Origin of the sequence: Enterobacter sp. MALB-1 (genome assembly GCF_041021625.1) — a bacterium.
GTDB classification, from domain to species: Bacteria; Pseudomonadota; Gammaproteobacteria; order Enterobacterales; family Enterobacteriaceae; genus Enterobacter; species Enterobacter oligotrophicus.
In genome coordinates this window covers 1,347,173-1,364,448 of record NZ_JBDPJL010000001.1, presented here as the reverse complement: position 1 = coordinate 1,364,448, position 17,276 = coordinate 1,347,173, and the positions used below count along the sequence as shown (strand labels likewise).

Here is a 17,276-nt window from a genome sequence, read left to right as displayed (position 1 = left end):
GGTCGGGTAAGCGCAGCGCCACCCGACACGCCCTCCCCCAACCCTCTAAAATCCCCCAGAAAAAAAACTGTCATACTTTTCTGGCACTGTTGGACATATCGTGGAAATGCTCGCCATAATAAGGACGAGACGGATTTACCACGTCCTGTGATTGAACTGGAGTGTGAGCTGTAATGGGTCAGGAAAAGTTATACATCGAGAAAGAGCTAAGCTGGTTAGCATTCAACGAACGTGTACTTCAGGAAGCGGCTGACAAAAGTAATCCGCTGATCGAACGTATGCGTTTTTTAGGTATTTATTCCAATAACCTGGATGAATTCTATAAGGTTCGCTTTGCCGAACTGAAACGTCGAATCATCATCAGTGAAGAACAGGGCTTAAACTCGCACTCGCGCCATCTGCTGGGCAAAATACAGTCTCGCGTGATGAAAGCCGATCAGGAATTTGATGGTCTCTATAATGAGTTGCTGCTGGAAATGGCACGTAACCAAATCTTCCTGATCAACGAACGTCAGCTTTCCGTCAACCAACAAAGCTGGCTACGCCACTACTTCAAACATTATCTGCGCCAGCACATCACGCCCATTTTAATCAATCGGGAAACCGATCTGGTGCAGTTCCTGAAAGATGATTACACCTACCTGGCGGTGGAAATCATTCGTGGCGAGAACATCAGCTATGCGTTGCTGGAAATTCCGTCCGATAAAGTTCCCCGTTTTGTGAACCTGCCGCCGGAAACCCCGCGCAGACGCAAACCAATGATTCTGCTGGATAACATTCTGCGCTACTGCCTGGACGACATCTTTAAAGGCTTCTTCGATTACGATGCGTTAAACGCCTACTCGATGAAGATGACCCGTGACGCCGAATATGATCTGGTGCACGAGATGGAAGCCAGCCTGATGGAGCTGATGTCATCCAGCCTTAAGCAACGCCTGACAGCAGAGCCGGTACGTTTCGTTTATCAACGCGATATGCCCGATGCGATGGTGGAAATGCTGCGCGAGAAGCTGACGATCTCCCGCTACGACTCAATTATCCCCGGCGGGCGTTACCATAACTTTAAAGACTTTATTGGCTTCCCGAACGTCGGCAAAGCCAATCTGGTGAACAAACCGCTGCCGCGCCTGCGCCATATCTGGTTCGATAAGTTCCGCAACGGGTTCGACGCCATCCGCGAGCGCGATGTGCTGCTCTACTATCCGTACCACACCTTTGAACACGTGCTGGAACTGTTGCGTCAGGCGTCGTTCGATCCGAACGTGCTGGCCATCAAAATCAACATCTACCGCGTGGCGAAAGACTCACGCATCATCGATGCGATGATCCACGCCGCGCATAACGGTAAAAAAGTCACCGTGGTGGTTGAGCTACAGGCGCGATTCGATGAAGAGGCGAATATTCACTGGGCGCGGCGTCTGACGGAAGCGGGCGTACACGTCATCTTCTCTGCGCCGGGGCTGAAAATTCACGCCAAGCTGTTCCTGATTTCGCGTAAAGAGGGTGATGACGTGGTGCGCTACGCCCACATCGGCACCGGTAACTTTAACGAGAAAACCGCGCGAATTTATACCGACTACTCGCTGCTCACTGCCGACGCGCGTATCACCAACGAAGTGCGCCGGGTGTTTAACTTTATCGAAAACCCGTACCGGCCGGTGAGCTTCGACTATCTGCTGGTTTCACCGCAGAACTCGCGCCGCCTGCTGTACGATATGATCGATAAAGAGATCGCCAATGCGCAGAAAGGGCTGTCGTCCGGCATCACGCTGAAGCTCAATAACCTGGTCGACAAAGGACTGGTGGACAGACTTTATGCCGCCTCCAGCTCAGGCGTGCCTGTCAATCTGCTCATTCGCGGTATGTGCTCACTCATCCCGGAGCTGGAAGGCATCAGCGACAATATTCGCGTGATCAGCATCGTGGACCGCTATCTGGAGCACGATCGCATCTATATTTTCGATAACGCGGGCGATAAGAGAGTGTATCTCTCTTCCGCAGACTGGATGACGCGCAATATCGATTACCGAATTGAAGTTGCAGCACCGTTGCTTGATCCACGGCTGAAGCAGCAGATCCTCGATATTATCGAGATTTTATTCAGCGATACGGTGAAAGCACGCTATATCGACAAAGAACTCAGTAACCGCTATGTGCCGCGCGGCAACCGCCGTAAAGTGCGGTCACAACTGGCGATTTACGACTATATCAAATCACTCGAGCAACCCGATTAACCTATGCCGATAAATGATGATAAGGCCCCACGACCGCAGGAATTTGCCGCGGTCGATCTTGGTTCTAACAGTTTCCATATGGTCATCGCCCGTGAGGTGGATGGCGCGATGCAGATCATCGGTCGTCTGAAGCAGCGCGTGCACCTGGCCGATGGTCTGGATGAACGCAGCATGCTAAGCGAAGAGGCGATGGAGCGCGGGTTAAACTGCCTGTCGCTGTTTGCGGAACGTCTGCAGGGCTTTTCGCCCTCCAGCGTCTGTATCGTTGGAACCCATACGCTGCGCCAGGCATTGAATGCACCGGAGTTTCTTAAACGCGCGGAAAAGGTCATCCCCTACCCGATTGAGATCATCTCCGGTAACGAAGAGGCGCGCCTGATTTTTATGGGCGTGGAACATACGCAGCCGGAAAAAGGCCGCAAACTGGTGATCGATATCGGCGGTGGCTCTACGGAGCTGGTGATTGGTGAAGATTTCGAGCCACGTCTGGTGGAAAGCCGTCGTATGGGCTGCGTCAGCTTCGCGCAGATGTATTTCCCTGGCGGGACGATCACCCGCGAAAACTTCCAGCGCGCGCGCATGGCCGCGATCCAGAAACTGGAAAATCTGGCGTGGCAGTACCGTATTCAGGGCTGGAACGTCGCGCTGGGTGCCTCGGGGTCGATTAAAGCGGCACATGAAGTGCTGCTGGAGATGGGCGAAAAAGACGGGTTTATTACACCTGAGCGTCTGGTCATGCTCACCGAAGAAGTGCTTAAACACAAGAGCTTCGACGCCCTAAGCCTGCCAGGTCTTTCGGATGAACGTAAAGCGGTGTTTGTGCCGGGTCTCGCGATCCTGTGCGGCGTCTTTGATGCGCTGGCGATTAAAGAGCTGCGCCTCTCTGACGGCGCTCTGCGCGAAGGCGTGCTGTACGAAATGGAAGGTCGCTTCCGTCATCAGGATATTCGTAGCCGCACCGCACAAAGCCTGGCAAACCAGTACAACATCGACCGCGAGCAGGCAAAGCGGGTGCTGGAAACTACGGTTCAGATGTACGATCAGTGGCAGGAACAGAACCCTAAACTGGCGCACCCGCAGCTTGCCGCCTTGCTAAAATGGGCCGCGATGCTGCATGAAGTGGGGCTCAACATAAACCACAGCGGGATGCACCGCCATTCAGCATATATTCTGCAAAACAGCGATTTGCCGGGCTTCAATCAGGAACAGCAGACCATGATGGCGACGCTGGTGCGTTATCATCGCAAAGCCATCAAGCTCGACGATCTGCCGCGCTTTACGCTATTTAAGAAAAAGCAGTTCCTGCCGCTCATTCAGTTGCTGCGCCTGGGTGTGTTACTGAATAATCAGCGTCAGGCCACCACCACGCCGCCAACGCTGAAACTCAAAACGGATGACCACCACTGGACGCTGAGCTTCCCGCGCGACTGGTTTAGCCAGAATGCCCTGGTCCTGCTGGATCTGGAAAAAGAGCAACAGTACTGGGAAGCGGTCACCGGCTGGCTGCTGAAGATTGAAGAAGAGAGTTCAGACGTCGCAGCATAATAGCTCAGACGCTCACCTGCGGCGTCTCTGCTTCAGCCAGTGACTCAAGCTCAACCGGCTCTCCGATCAGGCAGCCCTGCACATAATCGATACCTAGCGCGAGCACCGCGCTACGTATCTCTTCCGTTTCCACGTACTCCGCCACTACCAGCATTTTCTTCATCCGCGCCAGATGGCATATAGACGCCACAATCTGATAATCCAGACTGTTGCTGACAATGTTACGGATAAAACTGCCATCAATCTTCAGAATGTCGGCATCCACGCTCTTTAACCGCGCATAGCTTGCGTAGCCGGTTCCGAAATCATCAATCGCAATGCGCACGCCCATTTTTTGCAATTGCCTTAAGGTCTGTACCGCCAGCTCAGCATTGCAACACGTACTCGTTTCAGTGACTTCAAATATCAGCTGCCACGCTTCGACGGAATATTTTGCTAACAGGCGACTCACGTCGAGCGGGAATTGCGCCCGGCATACGGTTGAGGGAGCGAGCTTTATCGCAAAACGTTGCCCCGGTAGCCGCTCACGGTGCCTGGACAGGAAGCTCAATGTACGTTCCAGCACCCACAGGTCGACACGGGACGACAGCCCAAACTCCTGCGCAACGGGCAGGAATTGCTCCGGAGAGAGCAGTATGCCGTTCTCATCCGGCATGCGCAGCAGTACCTCGTGATAGCAATCGCCCCGCAGGCCCCGAACCGGCTGTACCATCAGGGTAAACGCATTCTGCTCCAGCGCCGTCTGCAGGCGATTCATCATCGCGACTTTATCTTTGAGGCTGCGCTGTAAATGAACGGCTCCCCGTTGCTGAAGGTTTTCCGGGTGGTTGGTCGAGAGCGACAGATCCGCAATCACACCCAGTTCACCCAAAACCAGATAAAGATGGTTAACCGGCGAGCGCACATAGCAGTAGCTCACGCCGACCTGCGGTTGCAAAGGCATTCCGTCCCAGACAAAACGGAACTGTTTGATATGCGCATCAAGTGTGTCGATGCGCTGCTGATGCGACTCTGAATTGAGCCGGACGGCAAGGTCACACCCGGTCAGATGATAAACACATTCGTCAGGCTGCAGCGTGTCATTGATCCATTGCGCCAGTTGCTGTTTGTACTGGATGCGCAGCAGAACACCATAGTTTCTGCCCAGCACCTCCAGTTCGGGAATGCGCAGCAAACAGAGCGCCGACCAGGGTGTTTTAGCAAGCGCGCGAGACAGCGCCCGCAGGTTCGGCATATGCACCACCGGGTCGAGAAGCGCCAGTCTGCGGGAGCGAATATTTATCGCCCGCTGACGCGTCGCCAGCATCGACATGTAAATCACGACAAATGAAAAGACCAGGTAACTGGATGACGTAATCGCCAGTTGAATGTCGTAGCCCGGCCGCAACGGGATATAGTGGTAAAAATAGTGGATCGCCAGTAGCAGGACGGGCGTCCAGATAATCGACATCAGCTTATAGCCAAAGCGCATTGCCCCCCACAACATCACCGGCATCAGTAATGACAGCGTGTAGTTGGTGCTGAAAATAGAGCTGTTTTCATTCATCGGAACCAGCAATAACGACAGCAGCACCGCCAGAACCATCGTCCACAGCAGAAACTCCACCAGCGTCACTTTTTTGTCTATCTGCGCGCGGATCTGTGAAATTAAGCCTTTGATATAGCGGGGATGGCGAATCAGGCGGATCAGCAGGTAGCACAGCGGCACGCCCGTCAGCCCGCTCACCAGCAGTGCCTGATAGTTGATAAGGGTGCGAATATTAAGTGGATTCAACCCTGCCAGGCTCTGGCGGCTCTCATAAACGCCGAGATAGACCGCAAACTGAAACAGCACCAGAAACAGCGTTGCTGGGCAGAAAGCCTGCCAGAAAAGACGCTGTGCCATCAGGCGCACATCCCCGTACGCGGTCATATTGCGTCTGGGAGCGAACACGCGATAACCGCCCCAACTGAGCACCAGAGGGACAAGGAAATGAAGGATGCCAGCACAGGTTTCAAACAGTCCAACTGATGAGGCGTACCGGAAAAAGAGCGACAAGACGATCCCTGGAATCGCCTCCAGCCCAAAAAACGACATCAGGGCAAGCAGGAAAGAGAGCGGCAGATAATAGAGCGTTACGATGCCGTCACCCAGTTGAGTATAGGTATTCACCATGCTAAACACGGGCAGCAAAACAACGGGCACGATAAGGGGAAGTGCCCACCAGCGGTCTTTATTTCGTTTCAGGAAGTGAAGAATTTTCATAGATGCCCGGTTAAACCCCTTTCGCTCCAGAGGGTGAGTGAAGACAGGCATCCAACCTGACGTATATGCCGCCCGGCAAAGCGCGGAGCAAACATCGTGGAGGAAGGATTTTAAGGAACGTCGCCGGGAAACCGTTGACATAAATCAAACTAATTTATTTGAATAATGCTTTCTTGCAATTTTTAGAGGTAACTTTCTCCTTATTATCAATGTCGTAAATGTATATTTTATGTTCGATATCATTAACCAATGTCAGGGTTGACGATTTTTTACACATCAGCGAATTGACCCTCTCTTCCCGCTGTGCCTTAATATCCGTATCGCCCAAAAGGGTATGCCCAGGAAAAAAACAGTGAGTCAGGCCTCGCGTATGCACAAACGACATCGATTTAACACGCGGATGACCCGCATTATACTGCTTATCAGTTTCCTGTTTTTCTTTGGCCGCTTCGTTTATTCCTCCATTGGTGCCTGGTATCACCACCAGGATAAAATCCAGTCGCAACAAACCAGCCTGAATGTTGACACATCCGAACGTTAATACAGCGGGCGTGTAGCGCTTTTTTATCGTTCCGGATACAAAAAACCCTCTGCATAACAGAGGGTTATATTTGCTGATTACGAAGGGGTATTATTCCCACTCAATGGTAGCCGGTGGCTTACCACTGATGTCATACACCACGCGGGAAATACCGTTCACTTCGTTGATGATGCGGTTAGACACGCGGCCCAGGAAGTCATACGGCAGGTGTGCCCAGTGCGCGGTCATAAAGTCGATGGTTTCTACCGCGCGCAGGGAGACAACCCAGTCGTATTTACGACCATCGCCCATAACGCCAACAGAGCGAACCGGCAGGAACACGGTGAACGCCTGGCTCACTTTATTGTACAGGTCAGCTTTGTGCAGCTCTTCAATGAAGATCGCGTCCGCGCGACGCAGCAGGTCGCAGTACTCTTTCTTCACTTCGCCCAGCACGCGCACACCCAGACCAGGCCCAGGGAACGGATGACGGTAGAGCATGTCATACGGCAGACCCAGCTCCAGACCGATCTTACGTACTTCGTCTTTGAACAGCTCGCGCAGTGGTTCAACCAGCCCCATCTTCATCTCTTTCGGCAGGCCGCCCACGTTGTGGTGAGATTTGATGACGTGTGCTTTACCGGTTGCGGAGGCCGCGGATTCAATCACGTCCGGGTAGATGGTGCCCTGCGCCAGCCACTTGACGTCTTCCAGCTTCAGCGCTTCTTCGTCGAACACTTCAACGAAGACGCGGCCGATGATTTTACGTTTCGCTTCTGGATCGTTCTCGCCTTTCAGCGCGTCCAGGAAGCGCTGCTCGCCTTCCACGTGAACGATGTTCAGACCGAAGTGGTCACCGAACATGTCCATGACCTGCTGGGCTTCGTTCAGACGCAGCAGACCGTTGTCCACGAAGACGCAGGTCAGGTTTTTGCCGATGGCGCGGTGCAGCAGCATTGCGGTGACGGAGGAGTCAACGCCACCGGAGAGGCCGAGGATCACTTTGTCATCGCCAACCTGCTGGCGGATACGCTCAACGGCGTCGTCGATGATTTTTGCCGGTGTCCACAGGGCTTCACACTGGCAGATGTCACGCACGAAGCGCTCCAGCATGCGCATCCCCTGACGGGTGTGGGTTACTTCCGGGTGGAACTGTACGCCGTAGAAGCGTTTTTCTTCGTTCGCCATGATCGCGAACGGGCAGCTTTCGGTGCTGGCAACGGTGACGAAGTCAGACGGGATAGCGGTAACTTTGTCACCGTGGCTCATCCACACATCCAGCAGCGGCTTACCGTCTGCGGTCAGGGAGTCTTCAATACCGCGCACCAGCGCGCTGTCGTTGACGACTTCGACCTGTGCGTAGCCAAACTCACGCTCGTTTGATCCTTCAACGTGGCCGCCCAGCTGCATCGCCATAGTCTGCATACCATAGCAAACGCCGAACACCGGCACACCCGCTTCAAACACGTACTGCGGCGCGCGCGGGCTGTTGTCTTCGGTGGTACTTTCCGGGCCGCCGGACAGGATGATGCCGCTTGGGTTGAATTCGCGAATCTGTGCTTCCGTGACATCCCACGCCCACAGCTCACAGTAAACGCCCAGCTCACGCACGCGACGCGCCACCAGTTGAGTGTACTGAGAACCGAAATCCAGGATGAGAATGCGATGTTTATGAATGTTTTCCGTCATTGACGCTAATTCCGAGGCAAGTGAAACAAAAACAGAGCGCCCGGCATGAGCCGGGCGCGGAAACTTATCAGGAGCCCAGACGGTAATTCGGGGACTCTTTCGTGATCGTCACGTCGTGAACGTGGCTCTCCTGGATACCCGCACCGCTGATGCGTACGAATTCCGCTTTGGTACGCAGCAGGTCAATGGTACCACAGCCGGTCAGACCCATACAGGAGCGCAGGCCGCCCATCTGCTGGTGGATGATCTCTTTCAGACGGCCTTTATAGGCCACGCGACCTTCGATACCTTCCGGCACCAGTTTGTCGGCCGCGTTATCGGTCTGGAAGTAACGATCAGAAGAACCTTTGGACATCGCGCCCAGGGAACCCATACCACGGTAAGATTTGTAAGAACGGCCCTGGTAGAGCTCGATTTCACCCGGAGATTCTTCCGTACCGGCCAGCATGGAGCCCACCATCACGGCAGCAGCCCCAGCGGCGATGGCTTTGGCGATGTCACCAGAGAAGCGGATACCGCCGTCAGCGATAACCGGAATACCGGTGCCTTCCAGCGCTTCAACCGCATCGGACACGGCGGTGATCTGTGGAACACCCACGCCGGTCACGATACGCGTTGTACAAATAGAGCCAGGGCCGATACCGACTTTGACTGCGCTGCAACCGGCTTCCGCCAGCGCGCGAGCGCCAGCGCCCGTCGCAACGTTACCGCCGATGATCTGCAGGTCCGGGTATTTCGCACGGGTTTCACGGATACGCTGTAAAACGCCTTCAGAGTGGCCGTGTGAGGAGTCAATCAGCAGCACGTCAACGCCCGCCGCAACCAGCGCATCAACGCGCTCTTCGTTGCCCGCACCCGCGCCAACTGCAGCACCAACGCGCAGGCGTCCACGCTCGTCTTTACAGGCATTCGGTTTACGTTCTGCTTTCTGGAAATCTTTAACGGTGATCATGCCGCGCAGGTGGAAATTGCTGTCGACCACCAGCGCTTTTTCAACGCGTTTTTCGTGCATTTTCGCCAGCACCACGTCGCGGGTTTCACCTTCACGCACGGTGACCAGACGCTCTTTCGGCGTCATATACACGCTGACAGGCTGGTTCAAATCGGTCACAAAGCGCACGTCGCGACCGGTGATGATGCCTACCAGTTCGTTATCTTCGGTCACAACCGGATAACCGGCAAAGCCGTTACGCTCAGTCAGGGCTTTCACTTCGTGCAGCGTGGTGGTTGGCAGTACGGTCTGTGGATCGGACACGATGCCGGATTCATGTTTCTTCACGCGGCTAACTTCTTCGGCCTGACGCTCGATAGACATGTTTTTGTGAATAAAGCCGATGCCACCTTCCTGTGCCAGGGCAATCGCCAGGCGCGCTTCAGTCACGGTGTCCATTGCCGCAGAGAGCATAGGAATGTTCAGGCGAATGGTTTTCGTCAACTGCGTGCTGAGATCGGCAGTATTCGGCAGAACGGTGGAGTGAGCGGGAACGAGGAGGACGTCGTCAAACGTCAGTGCTTCTTTAGCGATACGTAGCATGGGCAATATCTCTGACCTGGGTGGTTAAATATTGCCGTGGCATTATACAGAGCGTAACCGATTGCATCCACACTTTTTTAGAAAAAAACCTTGCACTCCCCTCTCAGCAGGTTACTATCGACTGAATAACTTGCTGATTTAGAATTTGATCCCGCTCACATGTTATCCTCTCAATCCCCCTCAATTTTTACTGTCAGCCGCCTTAATCAGACGGTGCGTTTGCTGCTTGAGCAGGAAATGGGACAGGTCTGGATCAGCGGTGAAATCTCAAACTTCACGCAGCCGTCCTCCGGCCACTGGTACTTTACGCTAAAAGACGACACCGCCCAGGTGCGCTGCGCGATGTTCCGCAACAGCAACCGCCGGGTAACGTTCCGCCCTCAGCACGGCCAGCAGGTTCTGGTTCGCGCCAATATCACCCTGTATGAGCCGCGCGGTGATTATCAGATTATCGTCGAGAGCATGCAGCCTGCGGGTGAAGGCTTACTGCAGCAGAAATACGAACAGCTCAAAGCGAAGCTCTCTGAAGAGGGGCTGTTCGATCAGCAGTTCAAAAAACCACTGCCCTCGCCTGCGCACTGCGTTGGGGTCATCACCTCTAAAACCGGTGCAGCCCTGCACGATATTTTGCACGTGCTGAAGCGCCGCGACCCTTCCCTGCCCGTGATTATCTACCCGACCGCCGTTCAGGGTGATGATGCGCCGGGCCAGATTGTGCGCGCCATTGAACTGGCGAACGTGCGTCAGGAGTGCGACGTGCTGATTGTCGGGCGCGGTGGTGGCTCGCTGGAAGACCTGTGGAGCTTTAACGACGAGCGCGTGGCGCGGGCGATTTTCGCCAGCCAGATCCCCATTGTGAGTGCCGTCGGGCACGAAACGGACGTCACTATCGCCGATTTTGTCGCGGATTTACGCGCCCCGACGCCATCCGCTGCTGCGGAAGTGGTGAGTCGCAATCAGCTGGAGCTGTTGCGCCAGATTCAGAACGCTCAGCAGCGTCTGGAGATGGCGATGGATTATTTCCTTGCCAACCGTACCCGCCGCTTTACTCAGATTCATCACCGCCTGCAACAGCAGCATCCGCAGCTGCGTCTGGCACGCCAGCAAACCGTGCTGGAGCGTCTGCGTCAGCGAATGAATTTCGCGCTGGATAATCAGCTTAAGCGTGCGGTGTCGCGCCAGCAGCGTGTCACCCAGCGTTTGAACCAGCAAAACCCTCAGCCAAAAATCTATCGTGCGCAGACGCGCATCCAACAGCTTGAATACCGCCTGGCGGAAAACCTGCGCGCGCGCCTGAGCAGCACGCGTGAACGCTTTGGCAACGCGGTAACCCATCTGGAGGCGGTCAGCCCGCTCTCCACGCTGGCGCGCGGCTATAGCGTGACGACGGCAACAGATGGCAAAGTACTGAAGCAAACCAAACAGGTAAAAGCCGGGGATGTGCTTACCACCCGCCTCTCAGACGGCTGGATAGAAAGCGAAGTGAAGGATATCAAACCGGTGAAAAAGACGCGTCAGCGTAAAACCGGATAAATCTTCGTCGGTTAATTACTATACTGCTGCTATTCCCTTTTGTCTGGCCTTGCCAAAATAAGGAGAGCAGCATGTCCCATCTTCACACGGTTATTCCCCCCTATATCCTTCGCCGTATTATCGAGAGTGGCTCAGAGCCGCAGCAGCGCTGTGCTCGTCAGACCTTAACCCACGTGCAAACGCTGATGGCGCATATGCCGGGCAAACCCGCCGCGCCGCACGTGAATAAAGCCGGTCAACTGGAGCGCGATATCTATGATGCAAAACAGACGCAGGAGCTGCCGGGCACCCAGGTACGTTATGAAGGTCAGCCCTCTAATGGCGATGTCGCGGTAGATGAAGCCTATGATTATCTGGGGATCACCCATGATTTTTTCTGGAAAAATTATCAGCGGGATTCGCTCGATAATAAGGGCCTGATATTGACCGGCACCGTGCACTACGGCCGGGAATACCAGAACGCCTTCTGGAATGGCCAGCAGATGGTCTTTGGCGATGGTGACGGCGAAATTTTTAACCGTTTCACGATCGCCATCGACGTTGTGGCGCACGAGCTGAGCCACGGCGTGACCGAAACCGAAGCCGGGCTTATCTACTTTGAACAATCGGGCGCGCTGAACGAATCGTTATCAGACGTGTTCGGCGCGTTAGTGAAGCAATACCACCTCAAGCAAACTGCCGATAGCGCCGACTGGCTGATTGGTGAAGGGCTGCTGGCAAAAGGCATTAACGGCAAAGGGTTGCGTTCTATGTCCGAACCCGGAACCGCTTATGACGATCCCCTGCTCGGTAAAGATCCGCAGCCAGGGCATATGAAAGATTTTATTAAAACACGTGAGGATAACGGCGGTGTACACCTGAATTCCGGTATTCCTAACCGGGCGTTTTATCTTGCCGCAACCGCGGTTGGCGGTTACGCCTGGGAAAAAACGGGCTATGCCTGGTACGACACGGTGTGCGATCGCAATCTGAAGCAAGATGCGGATTTTGAGGCGTTTGCAAAACTGACCATTGCGCATGGAGAAAAACGCTCCGGCAGTAACGTCGGGGCAGCCATTAAACACGCGTGGGAACAGGTAGGAGTGCTGTAAATGCAGGTTCCGGAACTGACGGACGACGCCGTCGTCGAGCTGGCTCGCGAAGGCGGCGTCGCTTTTATTCCTAAGCTGAGCGGCCAGCGCAGAATAACGCTCTCGTCACTCAACGAGACACAACGCCAGCGGGTGGTGAGCATACTGGAGCAGGCATTTCCTCGCGGTCAGCCGCCGGGAAAGCCTTCCTCACCCGGCCGTGGGGATCAGCGCTATTTTCGTATCCAGATAATCTGGACCCGGCACAATCAGGCGCAATACGCCGATATTATTGTGCTGGTGCCAGAGCAGGAAGCTCCGGAATCGCTGGTCGAACTCTGGCAAAAAGGCGAAGGCTGCGTGTGCGATTAACTTTCGGCCGGAGCAAACTCCACGCGTTTTTTAGAGATAAGGCCGTGGCCGTTCTGGCAGAAATAGTCCACCGCTCCACAGGCTTTTAAGACCTGGAGTGGCTGATGACACTCGGGGCAACGGGCTTCGAGCGCAATGTCTTTATTGCAGTTATCACAGTGGGCTACACCGTTTTGTGGCTCCAGGTCTGCATGGCAATCCGGACAGATAATCGACATGGTGACTCCTTCGGGTGGAATTCATGACTGCATTGATATTAACACGATGCGCTTAATGTGAACCACGTAGCTGTTGTTGCAGGGTCAGCAACAGCTCGACCTCTTCAAGCCTGCGCTGCGTCGTGCGGCTCACCTCATGCGGGTCGCGTTCAAACAGATTTTTTGCGCCCAGGATATGCCCGGCCAGGCAGCGTTCGTAAATCGTACCGGGAAGATCCCAGCGCTGTATAGCGTCGCCATTAATCAGCTCGATAACATCTTCCGTGCCGCGCCGATCGTGGCTAATGATGCGCCCGTCGCGCAGATAAAGCCGTAGCCCTTTCTGTCCGCCCAACGGACCAGCGTATTTATTCAACCAGATATCCACCGGCACGCCGCTCATCTGCCCCTGCAGGTGTGCTTCGCCTTCCGCCGTCGTCAGGTCGCCTTTGGCAATATCGCGCCCCAGTCGGTCTTTAGCGCTCATCACCTGTAATGACAGGGTATTGTTTCCCCCCAGATAGCGCACCATTTCACGCATCATCGCCAGCACATGCGTGCCGATGTCCAGAATCACGCCGTCAGGATGGCGGAGCGTACGCGTATCCGGTTCGCCGGTGGCGAAGTTGAGTGCGATGGGTTCACCAGCCGTGTTATACCCGCTTGGCTCCTGCAAAAACCCTTCTATTCTGACGATATCGGAAAAAGTGCTGACCAGCGCCAGCGTCGCCGTTTCGATACGCGCCATCCAGTGATCGAGCGCAAGCACACGAGACGCAGCACCGGGCATCGCCAGCAATGTTTTCAGCGTTTCGATTTGGGAAAGCGTGGCGACAATCGGTTTTTCAACCACAATACGCGAGACGGAAGAGGCAAGCGCCTGTTCAAGCACCTCAAGATGGTGCAGAGATGCGGTGGTGATAAACAACGTATCGAGAGGCTGAGCAAGGAGTTCAGAAAGTGATGCGCAACGTGTTATCCCTTCGGGCCTTTTTGTCGACAGAAGATCGAATCCAGAACAGCGTAGCGAGTTACCAAACTGGTTTCGTAATGCGGGCAAATATGCCGTTTCAACAACCGCGCCAAGCCCAACAAACCCTAACAGCATATCCTCACCTCGTATTAGCCATTGCCGGGGCAGGCACCCGCCCCGGCAAAGTCGAGGTTTATCAGGCGTTAGCGGCCGGCTTAGTCTGCGTATTTTCCAGCATACGACGTACCGGAACAATGAGGACGATCAGTACCGCAGCACAGATCAACAGCGCAATGGAGCAACGCGCGAAGAGATCCGGCAGCATATCCAGCTGATCGGCCTTCACGTGTCCACCAATCAGGCCCGCCGCCAGGTTACCCAGCGCACTGGCGCAGAACCACAGCCCCATCATCTGACCACGCATTCTTTCCGGGGCCAGCAGTGTCATGGTCGCCAGACCAATCGGGCTCAGGCACAGTTCACCGAGCGTCAACATCAGGATGCTGCCCACCAGCCAGAACGGAGACACGCCTGCGCCGCCGTTATTCAGAACGTTCTGCGCTGCCAGCATCATCAGGCCAAAGCCTGCGGCGGCACAGAGAATACCGATGACAAACTTGGTGATACTGCTCGGGCGAATGTTCATGCTGGCAAGTTTCGGCCATGCCCAGCTAAACACCGGTGCCAGCAAAATGATGAACAGGGCGTTAATCGACTGGAACCACACCGCCGGGATCTCGAAATCACCGATCATGCGGTTAGTGTAGTCGTTAGCAAACAGGTTGAACGAGGTTGGTTTCTGCTCGAACGCGGACCAGAAGAACGCTGCGGAGACCAGCAGGATGAAGCAGACCAGCAGTCTGGCGCGCTCTTTGCGGTTCAGCCCTGCAAAAATGAACAGGTAGATAAAATAGAGCGCGACGGACGCCGCAATCACATAGACCAGCACGCTGGCAACCGCGACCGGGTTGATCACAATCACGCCCTGCGCAATCAGCGTAACGATAACCGCGACACCCACCGCCAGCGCCAATAGCCATGCGCCGACACCATTTCGCTTCACGACCGGGCTGTTCCAGGTGGAATCCAGACCCACTTCGCTGTCGTAACGTTTCATGGCCGGGACGGCAAACACGCGGAAGATAATCAACGCCACCAGCATCCCGATGCCGCCGATACCAAAGCCCCAGTGCCAGCCGTGGGTTTTAATCAGCCAGCCGGAGATCAATGGCGCAATGAACGACCCCATGTTGATGCCCATGTAGAACAGCGAGAAACCGCCGTCACGACGTGCATCGCCTTTTTTGTACAGCGTCCCCACCATAACCGAGATACAGGTTTTGAACAGGCCAGAGCCGAGCACGATAAACATCAGGCCGATAAAGAACAGGTTATCGCCCATGATGGCTGAAAGCGCAATTGACAAATGTCCGAGCGCAATCAGGATAGAGCCATACCAGACGGCTCTCTGCTGGCCGAGCCAGTTATCTGCCAGCCAGCCGCCCGGCAGCGCGGCGAGATACATAGTCCCGGCAAAGATCCCGACAATCGCAGAGGCATTTTCACGCGCCAGCCCCATCCCGCCGTCATAAACGGTGGCCGCCATAAACAGAATCAGTAACGGGCGGATGCCGTAAAACGAGAAACGTTCCCACATCTCGGTGAAAAACAGTGAACCGAGCGGATAAGGATGGCCGAAGAACGTTCGGCTTTCTTTTTGATTAACAGAGGATTGCATAATTCTCCCGAAAAGGTATGTGTCGTGCTTGTAAACACCAGCATGTACGCCGGTCAGTTACGTATCTGACCGATTTTTTACAGGCGGCGAAAAGTTAGTTAACCATTTGATAACCCGGCGCTAGTTTTGTCTAGTACCAGACCACGAACTTTAAGATGAAAATTCGACGATTGTCTACTTTCTTAGATTTAAACGTGGTTAAAAGTGATTAGTGATTGACATCACACAGGGAAGGCTGGCGTTTTGAATGGGGGAATAAAGGCGGCTTAATTGCCGCCTGACTGTTTTAAGTATTACGAACCAACCAAACTATCTTTTCCCCGAGGAATACAGCCACAGCCGCCGCCAGCGCATTAAACACGATGTACATCGTGAAAGAGTTATCCTCTACACGATCAGGGTAAGACTCCAGTTTCTCAGCTGGAATGTAATTCATCAGGTTCGTGACGGTATATTTCAGACTTTCGGATAGCGGGTCGAAAACCCCTGAGAGCATCAGCACAAACATGATGGCCAGAAACACCAGCAGTCGTAACGACCATTTAGCCGGGCGTGACATCACAACTCCCTGAGGTATTACCAATAACCGTAATATCACCATAAACCCAGAGTTTATCCCCCTGTAGAATGAGATGACGATGGGCTTTTAACAATGCAGATCGCACTACATAAAAGTCACGCGAGAGGAAGAAGGTTATGCAACCCTCACTGATACCAGAACCATCTGGCCGGGGTGGGTGTAAACGGAAATGGCCTCGCTGGTAATGGTGTCGTGAATCGACATCGAAATTCATATAGTCATCAACTACGCCATCTTTGCGGAACAAGGCAAACCAGTCGTAATAGTTATTCCCTGTAAAAGCATGTTTGAACCATGTCTGGCTATGAGAAAACAGTCCACCTGACGGACGATCTACGATCCAGTAACTACCTGGTGGCACAGTAGCATTCGTCATGTATGAACATTCTGGCTTATTTACCAGCTCACCCAACCCAGAAAAAACCGGAAATGAACCTACGCCGCCCACATCCAAACGGGCCACGCGGCCTTCGTCATAGAGATGATTAAAATCGACTCTGCAACTGATCATCAAGCCACCACTCGCTGATTCCATACGTCTGTGTATGAAATATTTCCGTCGAGATAAAGCCAGGTAATACTTTCATACGCCAGCGAAACCGATTCAGTAGGGTTGTTCATCTGGCCGCCAGTGTTCTTAAAATTATGCATCACCGGCGTGACTGCCACCACTTTGATGTTTTTCAAAATGATGTGCATGAATTCCTCCTCTAAACCTGCGTCATTAATCCGATACCACTTAATGATCGCCTGCTGGAGCGTCTCGCCTTGACAGACTGCACGGTTCAGGTAAGGAGTGGCCTTGTCCAGCTCTTTGGTGAAACTTAGCTGGTCGTGCCGCGTGTACCGGTGAGTTTGCCAAAAGTATTATCGTAGGGGATGTGTACGCCGTGGTTAAAGCTCTGCATTTCAATAGCACCCTCACGCAGCAGTACGTTGCTACTTCCCTGGATGAGGGTTCCAGTTGAATTGTAGAGCCATATATACGCAGGAACGGCCATTTTGATGTCCTTTCAATATGCTGTTAATCCGCTTTTTTTGATACT

At 54.0% G+C, this 17,276-nt stretch carries 14 protein-coding genes and 1 pseudogene; 6 read left to right on the top strand and 9 right to left on the bottom strand.

What is annotated here, in order from left to right:
• Positions 1-173 precede the first annotated feature (173 nt).
• Entirely contained in the window at positions 174-2,234 is a 2,061-nt protein-coding gene (gene ppk1, locus ABGB15_RS06545) for a polyphosphate kinase 1 (RefSeq protein WP_152081823.1), read from the top strand.
• Between the two features lie 3 nt (positions 2,235-2,237).
• Positions 2,238-3,779, top strand: coding sequence for an exopolyphosphatase (ppx, locus tag ABGB15_RS06540; RefSeq protein WP_152081824.1), 1,542 nt, complete (start codon positions 2,238-2,240; stop codon positions 3,777-3,779).
• Positions 3,780-3,783: 4 nt separating this feature from the next.
• Here ppx and ABGB15_RS06535 read toward each other — a convergent pair whose 3' ends face one another.
• A complete protein-coding gene (locus ABGB15_RS06535) occupies positions 3,784-6,024 on the bottom strand; it encodes an EAL domain-containing protein (RefSeq protein ID WP_215723641.1) in 2,241 nt (746 codons plus the stop codon).
• Between the two features lie 370 nt (positions 6,025-6,394).
• Between ABGB15_RS06535 and ABGB15_RS06530 the strand changes: the two genes are divergently transcribed.
• Positions 6,395-6,565, top strand: coding sequence for a YfgG family protein (locus ABGB15_RS06530; protein ID WP_152081826.1), 171 nt, complete (start codon positions 6,395-6,397; stop codon positions 6,563-6,565).
• A gap of 90 nt (positions 6,566-6,655) precedes the next feature.
• Here ABGB15_RS06530 and guaA read toward each other — a convergent pair whose 3' ends face one another.
• Complete coding sequence (gene guaA, locus ABGB15_RS06525; protein WP_152081827.1) at positions 6,656-8,233, bottom strand: glutamine-hydrolyzing GMP synthase; 1,578 nt, start codon at positions 8,231-8,233, stop codon at positions 6,656-6,658.
• Between the two features lie 67 nt (positions 8,234-8,300).
• On the bottom strand, positions 8,301-9,767 hold the full coding sequence (gene guaB / locus ABGB15_RS06520) for an IMP dehydrogenase (protein ID WP_152081828.1): 1,467 nt from the start codon (positions 9,765-9,767) through the stop codon (positions 8,301-8,303).
• Between the two features lie 159 nt (positions 9,768-9,926).
• Here guaB and xseA point away from each other — a divergent pair, with 159 nt between their 5' ends.
• The 3 genes from xseA to ABGB15_RS06505 all read left to right on the top strand — a co-directional run bounded on the left by xseA (position 9,927) and on the right by ABGB15_RS06505 (position 12,742).
• Positions 9,927-11,300, top strand: a complete 1,374-nt coding sequence (gene xseA, locus ABGB15_RS06515) for an exodeoxyribonuclease VII large subunit (protein WP_152081829.1) — start codon at positions 9,927-9,929, stop codon at positions 11,298-11,300.
• Between the two features lie 71 nt (positions 11,301-11,371).
• Positions 11,372-12,391 carry a M4 family metallopeptidase gene (locus tag ABGB15_RS06510; protein ID WP_215723643.1) on the top strand — a complete coding sequence of 340 codons (1,020 nt, stop codon included), beginning with the start codon at positions 11,372-11,374 and terminating at the stop codon, positions 12,389-12,391.
• Positions 12,392-12,742, top strand: a complete 351-nt coding sequence (locus ABGB15_RS06505; protein WP_215723644.1) for a protealysin inhibitor emfourin — start codon at positions 12,392-12,394, stop codon at positions 12,740-12,742.
• Here ABGB15_RS06505 and ABGB15_RS06500 read toward each other — a convergent pair.
• The 6 genes and pseudogenes from ABGB15_RS06500 to tssD all read right to left on the bottom strand — a co-directional run bounded on the left by ABGB15_RS06500 (position 12,739) and on the right by tssD (position 17,138).
• Positions 12,739-12,960, bottom strand: coding sequence for a zinc ribbon domain-containing protein (locus tag ABGB15_RS06500; protein WP_152081832.1), 222 nt, complete (start codon positions 12,958-12,960; stop codon positions 12,739-12,741). The two genes, ABGB15_RS06505 and ABGB15_RS06500, sit on opposite strands and share 4 nt — an antisense overlap.
• A gap of 52 nt (positions 12,961-13,012) precedes the next feature.
• The gene (locus ABGB15_RS06495; RefSeq protein ID WP_215723645.1) at positions 13,013-14,047 is read right to left on the bottom strand and encodes a Gfo/Idh/MocA family oxidoreductase; all 1,035 of its coding nucleotides are present in this window, start codon (positions 14,045-14,047) and stop codon (positions 13,013-13,015) included.
• A gap of 61 nt (positions 14,048-14,108) precedes the next feature.
• Positions 14,109-15,650: a peptide MFS transporter gene (locus ABGB15_RS06490; protein ID WP_152081834.1), complete on the bottom strand. Its 1,542-nt coding sequence runs from the start codon at positions 15,648-15,650 to the stop codon at positions 14,109-14,111.
• Positions 15,651-15,936: 286 nt separating this feature from the next.
• On the bottom strand, positions 15,937-16,209 hold the full coding sequence (locus tag ABGB15_RS06485) for a hypothetical protein (protein ID WP_215723646.1): 273 nt from the start codon (positions 16,207-16,209) through the stop codon (positions 15,937-15,939).
• Positions 16,193-16,741: a DUF2778 domain-containing protein gene (locus ABGB15_RS06480; protein ID WP_215723647.1), complete on the bottom strand. Its 549-nt coding sequence runs from the start codon at positions 16,739-16,741 to the stop codon at positions 16,193-16,195. Before ABGB15_RS06480 ends, ABGB15_RS06485 begins: the two co-directional genes overlap by 17 nt.
• Positions 16,741-17,138 (bottom strand): annotated as a pseudogene (tssD, locus tag ABGB15_RS06475) (type VI secretion system tube protein TssD). Before tssD ends, ABGB15_RS06480 begins: the two are co-directional and overlap by 1 nt.
• Positions 17,139-17,276: the final 138 nt, after the last annotated feature.

What these genes read in the sequence shown, in the direction of transcription:
- ppk1 (WP_152081823.1), top strand. Translation starts at nt 174, where the DNA reads ATGGGTCAGGAAAAGTTATACATCGAGAAAGAGCTAAGCTGGTTAGCA.
- ppx (WP_152081824.1), top strand. Translation starts at nt 2,238, where the DNA reads ATGCCGATAAATGATGATAAGGCCCCACGACCGCAGGAATTTGCCGCG.
- ABGB15_RS06535 (WP_215723641.1), bottom strand. Translation starts at nt 6,024, where the DNA reads ATGAAAATTCTTCACTTCCTGAAACGAAATAAAGACCGCTGGTGGGCA.
- ABGB15_RS06530 (WP_152081826.1), top strand. Translation starts at nt 6,395, where the DNA reads ATGCACAAACGACATCGATTTAACACGCGGATGACCCGCATTATACTG.
- guaA (WP_152081827.1), bottom strand. Translation starts at nt 8,233, where the DNA reads ATGACGGAAAACATTCATAAACATCGCATTCTCATCCTGGATTTCGGT.
- guaB (WP_152081828.1), bottom strand. Translation starts at nt 9,767, where the DNA reads ATGCTACGTATCGCTAAAGAAGCACTGACGTTTGACGACGTCCTCCTC.
- xseA (WP_152081829.1), top strand. Translation starts at nt 9,927, where the DNA reads ATGTTATCCTCTCAATCCCCCTCAATTTTTACTGTCAGCCGCCTTAAT.
- ABGB15_RS06510 (WP_215723643.1), top strand. Translation starts at nt 11,372, where the DNA reads ATGTCCCATCTTCACACGGTTATTCCCCCCTATATCCTTCGCCGTATT.
- ABGB15_RS06505 (WP_215723644.1), top strand. Translation starts at nt 12,392, where the DNA reads ATGCAGGTTCCGGAACTGACGGACGACGCCGTCGTCGAGCTGGCTCGC.
- ABGB15_RS06500 (WP_152081832.1), bottom strand. Translation starts at nt 12,960, where the DNA reads ATGTCGATTATCTGTCCGGATTGCCATGCAGACCTGGAGCCACAAAAC.
- ABGB15_RS06495 (WP_215723645.1), bottom strand. Translation starts at nt 14,047, where the DNA reads ATGCTGTTAGGGTTTGTTGGGCTTGGCGCGGTTGTTGAAACGGCATAT.
- ABGB15_RS06490 (WP_152081834.1), bottom strand. Translation starts at nt 15,650, where the DNA reads ATGCAATCCTCTGTTAATCAAAAAGAAAGCCGAACGTTCTTCGGCCAT.
- ABGB15_RS06485 (WP_215723646.1), bottom strand. Translation starts at nt 16,209, where the DNA reads ATGTCACGCCCGGCTAAATGGTCGTTACGACTGCTGGTGTTTCTGGCC.
- ABGB15_RS06480 (WP_215723647.1), bottom strand. Translation starts at nt 16,741, where the DNA reads ATGATCAGTTGCAGAGTCGATTTTAATCATCTCTATGACGAAGGCCGC.